Here is a 14,994-nt window from a genome sequence, read left to right on the forward strand (position 1 = left end):
TCCCACTCCATTTGCCACGCATAGGCAAGCGACCATGGGGCAGAATATCCTAATATTCCTACCTCAGAGGTGACGGAGCTTACGGTGGGCAGGGATTTCGGCGCCGTATCGGGCCGCCAATGATGTCAAAGCGACATCCAGCGCGATCTGAAAATCAAGGATTTAAAGAGAGAAGATTGGCTGGGGAACCTGGATTCGAACCAGGACTAACGGAGTCAGAGTCCGTGGGTCTACCGTTAACCTATTCCCCAAAGCCGCCGTCGGAGCGAAGCCCGTCGGTGTGGTTGGCGGGCTTATAAACAAATCGGCGGCTGATGCAAATACCTTTTGCAAAAAAAATCGCGGCTGAAGTGAGATCGCAGCCATCGAGGGTGGCCGGAACAGGGACCCAGGTGCTCAACCCGGTGTGTTTGCTGGGTTCGGGCGCCCGACGCCTTTGTTGTGCACAAGCCGGTTCTCAAAAAAAGTTTGGCGAATGGGGGTTGCGCTGGTACAGTCGCGCCAACGAAAAATCGAGAGAGCGCCTTGAGCGGCCCTAAGGCCTTGCGCGGCGCCATGGTTGAAACAAGTGAAAGACCCCGATCACGGCGATAAGCCGTCCGAATCCGGGGCGTCGGCAGCAGGCCGCAGTGATGGATCGAAGCTCGGTCCGCGCAACGGCAAGGGCAAGCGTAAACGACGCAAGTCGTCTGCTTCGCCGTCTGCAATTGCCAGCCAGTCCGGCGCAGCCGGTTTGGCAGGGCGTCCCGCAGGAGAGAACGAAACGGAGCCGGCGCGCAAGCGCAAGCGGCGGCGTCGTTCGAAATCAGCAAAACAGCAGGCTCAGGCCGGATCCGCGTCGCAAAGCAGCGGCGTTCAGGTCGTCGATGCGTCGCTTGGCGAACGCAAGGGCCACAAGCGCAGCAAGAAGGCCAAGCACCGCCGCGGGCTCCAGGGGCGCCCGCTGACGAGCGGCGAGCGCCAGCCGGCGCAGCAGCGTGGCGCCGATGGCGGCGGCAATGCGCGGCAGACTTCTGCCGCCGGCGGCGGTCAGGCGGGCGCACAGCCGCGTTCGGGCAATCGCGGCGAACAACCGCGTGCACCCTATATCGCTGCTAGCGAACCGCCCGCGCCGCTCTATGCCGCACTTGATCTCGGCACCAACAATTGCCGTCTGTTGATCGCTCAGCCGACCCGTCCCGGCCAGTTCCGGGTGGTCGACGCCTTCTCGCGCATCGTCCGTCTCGGCGAAGGGCTCGGTGCCAGCGGCCGGCTGTCGGACGAGGCGATGGAGCGTGCCGTCGAGGCGCTGAAGATCTGCGCGTCGAAGCTCGGCGCCCGTACCATTCGCCGCAGCCGCCTGATTGCGACGGAGGCTGCCCGCGCGGCTGAAAACGGTGAAAGCTTCCTTGAGCGGGTTGCGAGCGAAACCGGTCTCGATCTCGAAATCATCAACCGCGAAACCGAGGCACGGCTTGCCGTTTCCGGCTGCTCGTCGCTGGTGGATCGCGAGACGCGCTCGGTCGTGCTCTTCGATATCGGCGGCGGCTCGTCCGAGATCGCCGTCATCCGCATCGGTGATTCGCGCTCGAACCGGCTCGCCAACCACATCACCCACTGGACCTCGCTGCCGGTCGGCGTCGTGACGCTTTCGGAGCGCCATGGCGGCCAGCATGTGACGCCGGCAAGCTTCGAGGCGATGGTGCAGGAAGTGGAAGGCATGCTTTCCCGCTTCGACAGCCCGCCTGTCGAAGCTCTGGCGAACGGCACGTCGGGCAGCGGTTTCCACCTGATCGGCACGTCAGGCACGGTGACGACGCTTGCCGGCGTGCATCTCGACTTGCCGCGCTATGATCGCCGCCGCGTCGATGGCCTGTGGCTGACGGACGACGAAGTCTCGGCCATGCAGGCGCGGCTTCTCTCCTGGGATTTCGACGCGCGCGCCGCCAATCCCTGCATCGGCCCTGATCGCGCCGATCTGGTGCTTGCCGGCTGCGCCATCCTCGAAGCGATCCGCCGGCGCTGGCCGTCGACCCGCATGCGGGTTGCCGATCGTGGCCTGCGCGAAGGCCTGCTCACCGATATGATGGCGGACGACGGCGCCTGGCGCCGCTCGCGGCCGCGCCGCCACCAGCGCGGTTCCAATGCCTCCGGCAGCCACGAAGGAAACAAACCATGACGAAACCCCCCGTCGGCGCCAACCGTAGCGGCCGCAAGCTTGGCCAGAAGGTCAAGAAGGGCAAGCTCAAGGCATCCTCCCGCCGCTGGATCGAGCGCCACATCAACGACCCCTATGTGCAGCGGGCGCAGCTCGAGGGCTACCGCGCCCGCGCGGCGTTCAAGCTCCTGGAGATCGACGAGAAGCACAAGATCCTGAGCGGCGCGCGCCGCATCATCGACTTGGGCGCTGCCCCCGGCAGCTGGTCGCAGATTGCCGCCAAGGTCACCAACTCCACCGATACCGATCCGCGCGTTGCGGCGATCGACTTCCTCGAGGTCGACCCTCTTCCGGGCGTGCGCATTCTTCAGATGGATTTTCTCGATCCGGAAGCGCCGGGCAAGCTGATGGAAGCGATCGGCGGAACACCTGATCTGGTGATCTCCGACATGGCGGCGCCGACGACCGGCCACCGCCAGACCGACCACCTGCGCACCATGCATCTGTGCGAGGTCGCGGCCTATTTCGCCGTCGACGTGCTGGCCAAGGGCGGGCACTTCCTGGCGAAGACCTTCCAGGGCGGCACCGAGCGCGAGCTGCTCAACATGCTCAAGCAGAATTTCCGTCAGGTCATCCATGTGAAGCCGGCCTCCTCGCGCGCCGAATCGGTCGAGATGTTCCTGCTTGCCAAGGATTTCAAGGGGCGCCAGCAGGCCGGCAGCGAAACGGAAACCGAAGACGAAGCGGCCAAATAACATGCTGCTTTACGTCACCGTCGGCAGCAACGATCTGACACGCGCCGGTGCGTTCTACGATGCGGTAATGCCGACCCTTGGCTACCACCGGCAGCGCCGGGACGAGACCGAGATCGGCTATGGCGCTGAGGGCGATCGCATCCGCTTTTGGGTTGTGACGCCCTTCGACCGCGCGCCTGCCACCTATGGCAATGGCGTGAGCATCGCGCTTGCCGCCGAGACCCGCGCCGCCGTCGACGCTTTTCATGCCGCAGCCCTTGCCAATGGCGGCACGGACGAGGGTGCGCCGGGCCTACGCCCGTTTCACGCAAATTTTTATGGTGCCTGGGTTCGCGATCACGACGGCAACAAGATCGCCGCCGTCTGCGAGCGGCCGGAGTAACCTGCCGCTTGGGCGCCGAGTTTCCAACGATTTCCTGATGGCGAAAGCACGCAGGCGCCACGGGGCCAGGCCGGCTTGTGCCGATCGGCCGCACTCCTGATCGCCCTCCAAAACCCGGTCCCCCCAAAGACGGCGCATCGTGGTTAATCGGCCATTAACCAGTTGAGTGCAACTCTGGTGTTACTATCTGGTCCATTAGGACCTCCTAAGGTTTAAATTTCACCGAGCGCTGGCTGCCGATCGACGATTGGCGACGGGTCGAGCACGTGCCCGGTTGGCTGCATGTGGAAGTACCTGGATGTCGATGATTTCGCTTGCCGTTCGGCTCAGAAGCCGCGCGCATTTTTCCGTCAAGAGGAATGGTGCCGGCAAGCCGGGGGTGATCATCGGCACCAGCGCCGGCCGCAGGAACCAGGCGCGGCAGCGGGTGGGGATCCTGATCGCCGGCTTTGCCGTCGTCTTTCTCGTCGTCGGCGGGCGGCTGGTTCAATATGGCCTGTCGGCGCCGGCCGAAACCGCGTCGATCGGCGGCAGCGGCCATGTCATCGCCTCTCGCCCGGATATCGTCGACCGCAACGGCCATCTCTTGGCGACCGATCTCAACACGATGTCGCTCTATGCGGAACCGCGCAAGATCGTCGACGCCGACGAGGTCGTCGAGAAGCTCGCGACCGTGATCCCCAATCTCGATTGGCGCGATACGCACCGCAAGCTCCAGTCCGGATCGGCATTCCAGTGGCTGCGACGCCAGCTCACGCCGAAGCAGCAGTCGGACATTCTGGCGCTCGGCATACCCGGCATCGGCTTCCGCCCGGAAAAGCGCCGTTTCTATCCCGGCGGCGTCACCGCTTCGCACATCCTCGGTCACGTCAATGTCGACAACCAGGGGCTGGCCGGCATCGAGCGCTATCTCGACCAGCAGGGCTTTGCCGATCTGCGGGCCGCTGGCCTTACCAGCAACGCCTCGCTCGAGCCTGTGCGGCTGTCGATCGATCTGCGCGTCCAGAACATCGTGCGCGAAGTGGTCGCCAACGCGATGACCGACTATGAGGCCGAGGCGGCCGGCGCTGTGGTTCTCGATGCAGAGACCGGTGAGGTGCTCGCCATGGCCTCGGTACCCGACTACGATCCGAACGAACCCTCGCGAACCTTGCCTGGCGGCGGCGTCGACAAGGAGTACGAAAAGGGCTGGTTCAACCGGATGAGCAACGCCACGTTCGAGATGGGCTCGACCTTCAAGAGCTTCACGCTGGCGATGGGCCTCGACGCGGGCAAGGTCAACCTGAACTCGGTCGTCGACGCGTCGCGGCCGATCCGCATGGGCGGCTTCACCATCAAGGACTTCAAGGGCAAGAACCGTCCGCTATCGATCCCGGAGGTCTTCCAGTACTCCTCCAACATCGGCACCGCGGCGGTTGCCGACATGGTCGGGATCGAAGGTCACCAGCAGTTCCTGACGAAGATGGGCCTCCTGTCCCGCATGCAAACCGAAATGCCGGGGGTCGCCATCCCGACCCAACCGCGCACGTGGAAGAAGATCAATTCAGTGACGATCTCCTTCGGTCACGGCGTGGCGACCACGCCGTTGCAGACGGCCGTCGCCGCCGCGGCGCTGATGAATGGCGGACACCTGATCCCGCCGACCTTCCTGCCGCGCTCGCCGGAGGAAACGAAGTTCGTCTCGCAAAGGGTGATCAAGGAAACGACCAGCGCCGACATGCGCTTCCTCTACAACTGGAACGGCGTGAAGGGCTCCGGCAGGCGGGCGCAGGTGGAAGGCTTCCATGTCGGCGGCAAGACCGGCACGGCCGACAAGGTCATCAACGGCCGCTATGCCAAGGACATCAACTTCAACGCCTTCCTTGCGGCCTTCCCGATGGATAAGCCCAAATACATCGTGCTGTCGATCATCGACGCGCCGAAAACCGGAGAAAACGGCGGGCGGACGGCCGCGGCCAACGCCGCTCCGATGGTCAAGTCGATCATCGGTCGGTCTGCGCCGCTCCTTGGGGTGAAGCCCCGGTTTGGAGACCTGGGCGCCGAACAGTGGCTGGCCAACTACTAAGGCCGGCACCGTTGCTGGGAAGGCACCGTCGATCAGTCGGTGCCCAAGGGATCATTTCCCCGCAGCCGTCTCGACTTCGCGCGCCGGCAGCCGGTGTCCCGACACGGAGGAGCCGGCGTTCTTCGCCATGGTGAGGAACGGGATCGCCGCGATCAGGTTGGCGGCGGCGATGATCATGAAAGCGGTGTGGAAATCGTCGAGCTGCAACGGGCCGCCGCTGAGCTTCGTCTCGATTTCGAGGATCGCGCCGGCGACCGCAACGCCGAGCGCCAGGCTGATCTGTTGCAGCACCGCGCTCATCGAGGTCGCCTTGCTGGCATCCGCATCGTCGATATCGGCAAAAGACAGCGCGTTGACGCTGGTGAAGAAGAACGAGCGCGCAAAGCCGGCGATCAGGAGGATAGTGATCAGCACCAGATAGGGCGTCTCCGGCGTGAAGAAGCCGTTGGCGAAGGTGGTGATCGCCGCAATGATCGCAGCGATGATGAGCGTGGTACGGAAGCCGGCAAAGGCCAGAACGCGCCGCGCGTAGAACTTCGTGGTAATCGCGCCGACCGCGCCGATGAACGTGATGAGGCCGGACTGGAACGGATTGAGGCCGAACCCCACCTGCAGCATCAGCGGCATCAGGAAGGGAACGGCGCCGACCGAGATGCGGAAGATCGTGCCGCCGATCGAAGCGGCGCGAAAGGCGTTGTCGCGGAAGAGCTTCAGGTCGAGGACCGGGGCCGGATGACGCCGCGCATGGCGGATGTAGAGCAGGGCCGAAACAAGGCCGATCGCTACCGAGGCGATGCCGACAACGGGGGGCAGGGCAGGCAGGCTGATCACCGACAGGCCGAAGACGATGCCGGAGGCAGCAATCCCGCCGAGCAGGAAGCCCAGCACGTCGACCGGCGGCGGATCGAGCGGCTCCATCTTCGGCAGGTAGATGCCCGACAGGATGTAGCCGGCGATGCCCACGGGCACGTTGATCAGGAAGATCCAGTGCCAGGAGAAGTAGGTGGTGATGAAGCCACCGAGCGGCGGTCCGGCAAGCGGACCCACGAGCGCGGGGATCGTCAACAGTGCCATGGCCGACACCAGTTCGCTGCGCGGTGTCCCGCGAACCAGCACGAGGCGAGCGACCGGCGTCATCATCGCGCCGCCCATTCCCTGCAGGAACCGGGAGAAGACGAAGGCGGGCAGGCTGTTCGAAATGGCGCAGAAGATCGATCCGGCAATGAAGACCAGGATCGCCGCGCGAAAGATCCTCTTGGCGCCGAAGCGGTCGGCCATCCAGCCGCTCAAGGGGATGAAGATCGCCAGCGCCACCATGTAAGCGGTCAGCGCCAACTTCAGCGTGATCGGCCCGACGCCGATGTCGCGGGCGATTGCCGGCAGCGACGTGGAAATCACGGTCGAGTCCATCTGCTCCATGAAAAGAGCGACGGCAAGGATCATCGGGACGATACGGTTCATGAAACGATGCTTCGGACGGTCAGCGATAAGCAGAAGCTAATAATGCCGGTCATGGCTTTTGTCGGGGCAAAACCGGTGATTGCGGATCAAAAGCCTGTGATCCCGACTGGCCTTTGCTGTCAAGACGCTAGTTCTGGCCGAGTTGCCGCCGATGGCAACGGATCCAACAGAAAGCGGAAACGAACCATGAGTGAAATGTCGATGAAGCGCAGGACCTTGATGGGAGCGGGAACGCTCGGCGTGCTCGCAGCGCCCTCGCTGATGACGGGCATTGCAGTCGCTCAGGAAAAATCGGAAAACACCGGCATGAAAGCCAGCCCTCCGACAAGAATGCTCAAGCTTGGCGCGTTCAAGATCGTTGTCGTCAATGACGGCACTCGCGTCAGCGACAAGCCGCACGAGACCTACGGCACCAACCAGCCGCAACAGGCGGTGGCCGAACTGCTGCAGCAGAACTTCCTGCCGACCGATGCGCTGCTCAACAGCTATTCGCCGGTTCTTGTCGATACCGGATCGGACCTCGTGCTCTTCGATACCGGCATGGGCGAGGGCGGTCGGGAGACCGGCGCTGGCCGCCTGCTCGACGGGATCCGCGCTGCCGGCTATTCGCCGGAGCAGGTCTCGGTTGTCGTGGTAACCCATATGCATGGCGATCACATCGGCGGCCTCATGGAGGCCGAAAAACCGGCCTTCGCCAATGCCCGCTATGTGATGGGCGAAGTCGAATACGCCTTCTGGAAAGATCCGGCGCGCGCCGGCACGCCAGCAGAAAACGGTCACAAGGCCGTGCTGGAAAAGGTCGTGCCGCTTGCGGAAAAGACCACCTTCATCGGCGACGGTGCCGCGGTCGTTCCGGGCATTTCGGCCATTGCCGCCTTCGGCCATTCGCCGGGGCACATGGTGTTCCGTCTCGATTCCGACGGCAAAGCGCTGATGCTGACGGCCGATACCGCCAACCACTATGTGTTGTCGCTGCAGCGGCCGGACTGGGAAGTGCGCTTCGACATGGACAAGGCGAAGGCAGCAGAGACGCGCCGCCGGGTGTTCGACATGATCGCCAGCGAACGGCTGCCCTTTATCGGCTACCACATGCCGTTTCCTGCGGTCGGTTTCGTCGAGAAGCAGGGCGAGGGTTACCGTTTCGTGCCTGCAAGCTATCAGCTCGATATCTGATCGGTTGCCGCGCCTCTTCGCGCGAAATTGCTGCTCTGCAACAAATATCGGCCGACGGCGGGACATTTCCCGGCTTTGGCTATTTTCATCCTGACATATCCGTGTTACGAGCCCTCGCCAACTTCCAAGACACGCTTTGAAGTCGCCCGGTGGACAAATCGCAGCCCGTCCCCGGGGATTTTCGCTATTTGAAGGGAATTGGCCATGGCGCGCATCATCGAAACGGCAACTGGTCTGGAGGCTTTGACCTTCGACGACGTCCTGCTCCTGCCCGGGCATTCCGAAGTCATGCCGGGTCAGACCAACATCGCGACCACCATTGCCCAGGACATCGACCTGAACCTGCCGATCCTGTCGTCGGCCATGGACACGGTGACCGAAGGGCGTCTCGCAATCGCCATGGCGCAGGCCGGCGGCATCGGCGTCATCCACCGCAACCTGACGCCGGCCGAGCAGGCCGAAGAGGTTCGCCAGGTCAAAAAGTTCGAAAGCGGCATGGTCGTCAATCCGGTGACCATCGGTCCCGACGCCAAGCTCGCCGATGCGCTCGGCCTGATGAAGCAGCATGGCATTTCCGGCATCCCGGTCGTTGAAAACGGCGGTGCCGGTGGCCAGAAGCAGGGCCGCCTCGTCGGTATCCTCACCAACCGCGACGTTCGTTTCGCCTCTGATCCGAACCAGAAGATCCACGAACTCATGACCCATGAGAACCTGGTCACGGTCAAGGAAAGCGTCGACCAGCAGGAAGCGAAGCGCCTGCTGCACGCCCATCGCATCGAAAAGCTGCTCGTGGTCGACGGCGACGGCCGTTGCGTCGGTCTCATCACCGTAAAGGATATCGAGAAGGCACAGCTGAACCCGAACGCCTCCAAGGATGCGCAGGGCCGCCTTCGTGCCGCCGCCGCCATCTCGGTCGGCGATGACGGCTTTGAGCGCGCCGAGCGACTGATCGATGCCGGCGTCGACCTGATCGTCGTCGACACCGCCCATGGTCACTCGCAGCGCGTTCTCGACGCGGTCGCCCGCGTCAAGAAACTCTCGAACTCGGTTCGCATCATGGCCGGCAACGTCGCGACTGCCTCCGGCACCAAGGCGTTGATCGATGCCGGTGCGGATGCGGTCAAGGTCGGTATCGGCCCGGGCTCGATCTGCACCACGCGCATCGTCGCCGGTGTCGGCGTGCCGCAGCTCGCTGCGATCATGGGCGCCGTCGAAGCCGCCCAGGCGGCCGGCATTCCTGTCATCGCCGATGGCGGCATCAAGTTCTCTGGCGACCTTGCCAAGGCGATCGCCGCCGGTGCTTCGGCCGTCATGATCGGCTCGCTGCTTGCCGGCACCGATGAAAGCCCGGGCGAAGTGTTCCTCTACCAGGGCCGCTCCTTCAAGGCCTATCGCGGCATGGGCTCCGTTGGCGCCATGGCGCGCGGCTCGGCGGACCGCTACTTCCAGGCGGAAGTGCGCGACACGCTGAAGCTGGTTCCCGAGGGCATCGAAGGCCAGGTCCCCTACAAGGGTCCGGTCGCAGGCGTCCTGCACCAGCTCGCGGGCGGCCTCAAGGCCTCCATGGGTTATGTCGGCGGCCCGACGATCAAGGAATACCAGGAGCGCGCCCAGTTCGTGCGCATCTCCGGCGCGGGCCTGCGCGAAAGCCACGCCCATGACGTGACGATCACTCGCGAAAGCCCGAACTACCCGGGCGCGCACTGATTGCGATTGCATTCGAAGGGCGCCGCGCCATCGCGCGGCGCCCTTCGCTATTTCAGAGTAAGCGTGTTTGAGGGAGTAGCGTAATGACGGGTTTCGAGATTTTCTGGCCGATCGTGGCTCATGTCTTCCTCGTCTTCTGCCTCTATGCTCTTCTCTCCTTCCGCCGGATGGGCCTGGTGCGCGCCGGTAAGGCGAATGCCGGCCAGTTTCGCGAAAACCGTGACGAGCCGGGCGAAAGCCTGGTGGTGAAGAACAGCATCGCCAACCAGTTCGAGCTGCCGGTTCTCTTCTACCTCTGCTGCGTGCTGCTCTACATCACCGAGGCCGACAACATCGTCTCCCTCGCTCTTGCCTGGCTCTTCGTTGCCCTGCGCTATGTGCACGCCTTCGTGCATGTCACCAGCAATCGCCTCCGCTACCGGCGCCCGCTGTTCATGGGCGGTGTTGCAACGCTGTTTGCGATGTGGGTGTGGCTTGCCGTCTGGATGGCGATGAGCTGATCCGGATAGGCGCACCGCCATTCTGACGCAGATCTGAGACAGTCTGCGCCTTCATCTTCCCGTCTTGATGCGTATCAATTACCCGATGCCGCTTTTGCGCGTAGTCTCTCCGGCGTTGGGCAACAACGCATCGGAGGACGAGATGACCGCAACGATGAAAGCCGCCGTGGTGCGCGAATTCGGCAAGCCGCTGGTAATCGAGGATGTGCCGATACCGGAGCCGGGTCCCGGCCAGGTGCTGATCAAATACGAGGCGACGGGCGTCTGCCACACGGACCTGCACGCCGCCAACGGCGACTGGCCAGTCAAGCCGAAGCCGCCCTTCATCCCCGGACATGAAGGCGTCGGCTATGTCGCCAAGCTCGGCAGCGGCGTTGCGCGGCTGAAGGAAGGCGACCGCGTCGGCGTTCCGTGGCTGCACACCGCCTGCGGCGGCTGCACGCCTTGCCGCACCGGATGGGAAACGCTCTGCGGCAGCCAGCAGAACACCGGTTATTCCGTCAACGGCACGTTTGCGCAATACGGCCTCGCCGATCCTGACTTCGTCGGCCGCCTGCCGGCAAAGCTCGAATTCGGGCCCGCGGCCCCCATCCTTTGCGCCGGCGTCACCGTCTACAAGGGCTTGAAGGAAACCGAAGTGCGTCCGGGCGAATGGGCGCTGATCTCGGGCATCGGCGGACTCGGGCACATGGCGGTGCAATATGCCAAGGCCATGGGCATGCATGTCGCCGCCGTCGATATCTTCCCGGACAAGCTGGAGCTTGCCCGAAAACTCGGTGCCGACCTCGTCGTCGATGCGCGCGACAAGGATGCGGTCGAGCAGGTGCGAGATGCGACCGGGGGCGTGCATGGTGCCCTGGTGACGGCCGTCGCGCCCAAGGCGATGGAGCAGGCCTTCAACATGCTCCGCTCCAAGGGAACCATGGCGCTGGTCGGCCTGCCGCCCGGCCAGATGTGCCTGCCAATCTTCGATACGGTTCTGAAGCGCATCACCATCCGCGGCTCGATCGTCGGGACGCGGCAGGATCTGGAGGAATCGCTCGAGTTCGCCGGTGAAGGCAAGGTCGCCTCGCACTTCACCTGGGACAAGATCGAGAACATCAACGCCATCTTCAAGCGCATGGAGGAAGGCAAGATCGACGGTCGCATCGTGCTCGACCTCAACGGCTGATCGGTGTGCGTGGGACCCTCGACCTGTGAGGGCGAAAGGAAACACGCGGCAGTAACGCAAGTTTGTATGTTCCAGACCGCCCGCCGACCTATTCTGTCGCGGGCGGTTCTGTCTGCCGCCGCGGGAGATAAGAACCGAAGGAGGCTGGCATGCAGGAACCGAAAATCACGCAGGCGATGATCGACGCCTATGACGAGTACACGCATCTGACCCTCGATCGCCGTCGCTTCATGGAAAAGCTCACCGGTCTCGCCGGTTCCGCGGCTGCGGCCGCGGCGATCGCGCCGCTGCTGGCGGCCAATGGTGCCAAGGCGGAGATCGTGGCTGCAAACGACACCCGGGTGACCGGCGAGGACATCACCTATCCCGGCGCTGCCGGCGATATGAAAGGCTATCTCGTTCGTCCGGCAGAGGTGAGCGGCAAGCTGCCGGCGGTCATCGTCATCCATGAGAACCGCGGGCTGAACCCGCATATCCGCGACGTCGCGCGGCGCATGGCGCTCGAAGGCTTCCTGGCGCTGGCGCCGGATTTCCTGTCGCCTGCGGGCGGCACGCCGACGGACGAGGACAAGGCGCGCGAAATGATCGGTGCGCTCGATGCGGCGGCAACGACCGCGAATGCGGCGGCGACCGTGGCGTTTCTGGAAGGACACGCGCAATCGACCGGCAAGGTCGGCGCCATCGGCTTCTGCTGGGGCGGCGGTCTCGTCAACCGGCTCGCGGTCGGATCCCCGGATCTGAAGGCTGGCGTCGCCTATTATGGTGCGCAGCCCAAGGCCGAGGACGTGCCGAAGATCAAGGCGGCGCTGCTGCTGCACTATGCAGGCCTCGACGAACGCATCAATGCCGGCATCGACGCCTATCAGAAGGCGCTGAAAGACAACGGCAAGGACGCGACGATCTATGTCTATGACGGCGTCAACCACGCCTTCAACAACGACACCTCGGCAGCGCGGTATGACAAGGCCGCGGCCGATCTCGCCTGGAGCCGGACGGTCGAGTTCCTGAAGGCCAAGCTCGCCTGAGCGCTGCTACGCTCAGGCCGCTGCCGCCTGGAGAATATCGTCGGCGCAGCCGCTGATCGCCGCTGCGAGCGCTTCCATGTCGCGCTCGCGCGGGCTGCTGCGCCGCCAGATAAGCCCGATCTCGCGCGCCGGTTCAGGCGCGGCGAAGGGTACGATGCGGATGGAGTTGCGCGCCGCCTCGGTCGCGATCGCGATCTCGGGGATGAGCGTCATGCCCATGCCGTTGGCGACCATCTGCAGGAGCGTCGTCATCGAGGTCGCGCCGAACGAGACGAGACGGCGCTTGCCGGCCGTGCTGCAGACGGCGAGCGCCTGATCGCGCAGGCAATGGCCCTCTTCGAGCAGGAGCAACTGTTCGACATCCACCTGGTCTTCAGTCAGCGGCGACATCAGGATGTTTCGCTCGTCGTCCGCCATTGCCATGTAGAAGCGGTCGGAAAAGAGCGGCTTCGTCGAAAGTCCGTCGGCCTCGATCGGCAAGGCGGCGACGACGGCGTCGAGCAGGCCCTCGCCGAGATCGGCGACCAGTCTTGATGTCACCGATTCCTTCAGTTCGATCTCGATTGCCGGGTAGACCTGGCGCAGGTGCGGCACCAGCCGCGGCACGAGGTAGGGGGCAAGCGTCGGGATGACGCCGATGCGGATCCGCCCTTCGAGCGTGCCGGAACTGGCGCGCGCGCTCAACTCCAGCTGATCCACCTCAGAGAGGATGGCGCGGGTACGGGCCAAAACCTCTTCGCCCTTGCGGGTCAAGAGAACGCCGCTGCGGCTGCGCTCCACCAGCTTCACGCCCAAGTGGTTCTCCATTTCCATGATCTGGGCGGAGAGCGCCGGCTGGCTGACATGGACGAGTTCGGCCGCCTTGCCGAAGTGGCGAGCGGAGGCGAGCGCATCGAAATAGCGCATCTGTCTGAGTGTAAGCATGATAGGAAAATCTTATCGATTTTTAATTTTTATGCAATTGGAGATTATCGAAGCGCCGTGGGAAAAACCTCTTGCCAGAGCGTTCGGGCTTTGATCGCCGCGCAGTTTGCGGCCGGCAGTCGCCACGGCTGCCGTCGGTCCTGTGCGACCACCCGGACGCGAAACCTTTGACAGGAGGACGCGATGTCTGATCGACCCATATTGACGACGAGTGCCGGAGCCCCGGTGCCGGACAACCAGAATTCGCTGACGGCCGGCCCGCGCGGCGGCGTCATGATGCAGGACTATCAGCTTATCGAGAAGCTGTCGCATCAAAACCGCGAGCGCATTCCCGAGCGCGCCGTACACGCCAAGGGTTGGGGCGCCTATGGCACGCTGAAGATCACCGGCGACATCTCGAAATACACCAAGGCCAAGGTTTTGCAGCCCGGCGCCGAGACGCCGATGCTGGCGCGGTTCTCGACTGTTGCCGGTGAACTGGGTGCTGCCGACGCCGAGCGCGACGTGCGCGGCTTCGCGCTGAAATTCTATACGCCCGAGGGCAATTGGGACCTCGTCGGCAACAACACGCCGATCTTCTTCGTTCGCGACGCTTACAAGTTCCCGGACTTCATCCACACCCAGAAGCGCCACCCGAAGACCAACCTGCGTTCGGCGACCGCGATGTGGGATTTCTGGTCGCTGTCGCCGGAAAGCCTGCATCAGGTCACGATCCTGATGTCAGATCGCGGATGTCCGGTGTCGCCGCTGCACATGAACGGCTACGGCTCGCACACCTTCTCGTTCTGGAACGACGCCGGCGAGCGCTATTGGGTCAAGTTCCACTTCAAGACCCAGCACGGCCACAAGCACTACACCAACGCCGAGGCGGCAGACGTGATCGGCCGGACGCGCGAAAGCTACCAGGAAGCGCTCTATGGCGCGATCGAAGAGGGTAACTATCCGCGTTGGACGCTGCAGGTGCAGATCATGCCCGAGCTCGAAGCCGAGAAGACGGCCTATGATCCCTACGACGTCACCAAGGTCTGGCCGCATGCAGACTATCCGCCGATCGAGGTCGGCGTGCTGGAGCTCAATCGTAACCCGGAGAACTATTTCGCCGAGGTCGAGAACGCCGCCTTCTCGCCGTCCAACATCGTGCCCGGCATCGGCTTTTCGCCGGACAAGATGCTGCAGGCCCGGTTGTTCTCCTATGCCGACGCCCACCGCTACCGGCTCGGAACGCATTACGAGCACATTCCGGTCAACCGGCCGAAATGCCCGGTGCATCACTATCACCGCGATGGCCAGATGAACACGTTCGGCGGCATTCAGACCGGCAATCCGAGTGCCTATTACGAGCCGAATTCGTTCAACGGCCCGGTCGAGCAGCCCTCCGCGATGGAACCGCCGCTACGCATCAGCGGCGACATGGCCCGCTACGACCACCGCGAAGGCAACGACGACTACGTCCAGCCGCGTGCGCTCTTCAACCTCTTCGATGCCGGCCAGAAGGCGCGCCTGTTCTCCAACATCGCCGCGGCGATGGGCGGCGTGCCGGGGCCGATCGTCGAGCGCCAGCTTGCGCACTTCAAGCGCGTCCACCCGGACTATGAGGCCGGTGTGCGCGCCGCCCTTCACGCGGCCCACGGCTACGAAGCCGACGCTGTCGGCGCGGCAGCCGAATAGACTCGGTATCGAGTCGGCCGCGTGCT

General features: G+C 63.9%; 12 protein-coding genes and 1 tRNA gene. 10 read left to right on the plus strand and 3 right to left on the minus strand.

Annotated elements, in window-relative coordinates:
• Nucleotides 1–177: 177 nt before the first annotated feature.
• Nucleotides 178–251, minus strand: a tRNA-Gln gene (locus IB262_RS14770).
• Nucleotides 252–568: 317 nt separating this feature from the next.
• Here IB262_RS14770 and IB262_RS14775 point away from each other — a divergent pair.
• The 4 genes from IB262_RS14775 to IB262_RS14790 all read left to right on the plus strand — a co-directional run bounded on the left by IB262_RS14775 (nucleotide 569) and on the right by IB262_RS14790 (nucleotide 5,339).
• Nucleotides 569–2,158 carry a Ppx/GppA phosphatase family protein gene (locus IB262_RS14775; protein WP_060516471.1) on the plus strand — a complete coding sequence of 530 codons (1,590 nt, stop codon included), beginning with the start codon at nucleotides 569–571 and terminating at the stop codon, nucleotides 2,156–2,158.
• On the plus strand, nucleotides 2,155–2,892 hold the full coding sequence (locus IB262_RS14780; RefSeq protein WP_034800892.1) for an RlmE family RNA methyltransferase: 738 nt from the start codon (nucleotides 2,155–2,157) through the stop codon (nucleotides 2,890–2,892). Before IB262_RS14775 ends, IB262_RS14780 begins: the two co-directional genes overlap by 4 nt.
• Nucleotide 2,893: 1 nt before the next feature.
• On the plus strand, nucleotides 2,894–3,274 hold the full coding sequence (locus tag IB262_RS14785) for a VOC family protein (RefSeq protein ID WP_090294905.1): 381 nt from the start codon (nucleotides 2,894–2,896) through the stop codon (nucleotides 3,272–3,274).
• Nucleotides 3,275–3,572: 298 nt separating this feature from the next.
• The gene (locus IB262_RS14790) at nucleotides 3,573–5,339 is read left to right on the plus strand and encodes a penicillin-binding protein 2 (RefSeq protein WP_034800896.1); all 1,767 of its coding nucleotides are present in this window, start codon (nucleotides 3,573–3,575) and stop codon (nucleotides 5,337–5,339) included.
• A 51-nt stretch (nucleotides 5,340–5,390) separates the two neighbouring features.
• Here IB262_RS14790 and IB262_RS14795 read toward each other — a convergent pair whose 3' ends face one another.
• Nucleotides 5,391–6,800 carry a DHA2 family efflux MFS transporter permease subunit gene (locus tag IB262_RS14795; protein WP_034800899.1) on the minus strand — a complete coding sequence of 470 codons (1,410 nt, stop codon included), beginning with the start codon at nucleotides 6,798–6,800 and terminating at the stop codon, nucleotides 5,391–5,393.
• A gap of 186 nt (nucleotides 6,801–6,986) precedes the next feature.
• On the opposite strand from IB262_RS14795, the gene IB262_RS14800 reads away from it, so the two are divergent.
• The 5 genes from IB262_RS14800 (at nucleotide 6,987) to IB262_RS14820 (ending at nucleotide 12,376) form a co-directional block, all read left to right on the plus strand.
• The gene (locus IB262_RS14800) at nucleotides 6,987–7,973 is read left to right on the plus strand and encodes an MBL fold metallo-hydrolase (RefSeq protein WP_244546717.1); all 987 of its coding nucleotides are present in this window, start codon (nucleotides 6,987–6,989) and stop codon (nucleotides 7,971–7,973) included.
• A 204-nt stretch (nucleotides 7,974–8,177) separates the two neighbouring features.
• Nucleotides 8,178–9,680: an IMP dehydrogenase gene (gene guaB / locus IB262_RS14805; RefSeq protein WP_034800902.1), complete on the plus strand. Its 1,503-nt coding sequence runs from the start codon at nucleotides 8,178–8,180 to the stop codon at nucleotides 9,678–9,680.
• 83 nt (nucleotides 9,681–9,763) lie between these two features.
• Nucleotides 9,764–10,180: an MAPEG family protein gene (locus IB262_RS14810; protein ID WP_090294904.1), complete on the plus strand. Its 417-nt coding sequence runs from the start codon at nucleotides 9,764–9,766 to the stop codon at nucleotides 10,178–10,180.
• A 142-nt stretch (nucleotides 10,181–10,322) separates the two neighbouring features.
• Nucleotides 10,323–11,351 (plus strand): alcohol dehydrogenase AdhP, encoded by a 1,029-nt coding sequence (gene adhP, locus IB262_RS14815; RefSeq protein WP_060602043.1) that lies wholly within the window; start codon nucleotides 10,323–10,325, stop codon nucleotides 11,349–11,351.
• 149 nt (nucleotides 11,352–11,500) lie between these two features.
• Nucleotides 11,501–12,376 (plus strand): dienelactone hydrolase family protein, encoded by an 876-nt coding sequence (locus IB262_RS14820; protein ID WP_034800909.1) that lies wholly within the window; start codon nucleotides 11,501–11,503, stop codon nucleotides 12,374–12,376.
• Nucleotides 12,377–12,388: 12 nt separating this feature from the next.
• On the opposite strand, the gene IB262_RS14825 is transcribed toward IB262_RS14820, so the two are convergent.
• Nucleotides 12,389–13,300 carry a hydrogen peroxide-inducible genes activator gene (locus IB262_RS14825; protein ID WP_060602049.1) on the minus strand — a complete coding sequence of 304 codons (912 nt, stop codon included), beginning with the start codon at nucleotides 13,298–13,300 and terminating at the stop codon, nucleotides 12,389–12,391.
• Nucleotides 13,301–13,483: 183 nt separating this feature from the next.
• On the opposite strand from IB262_RS14825, the gene katA reads away from it, so the two are divergent.
• A complete protein-coding gene (gene katA / locus IB262_RS14830; RefSeq protein ID WP_090294900.1) occupies nucleotides 13,484–14,968 on the plus strand; it encodes a catalase KatA in 1,485 nt (494 codons plus the stop codon).
• The last annotated feature ends 26 nt before the right edge of the window (nucleotides 14,969–14,994 follow it).

Source organism: Ensifer sp. ENS02 (assembly GCF_014851885.1).
Lineage (GTDB): Bacteria > Pseudomonadota > Alphaproteobacteria > Rhizobiales > Rhizobiaceae > Ensifer > Ensifer adhaerens.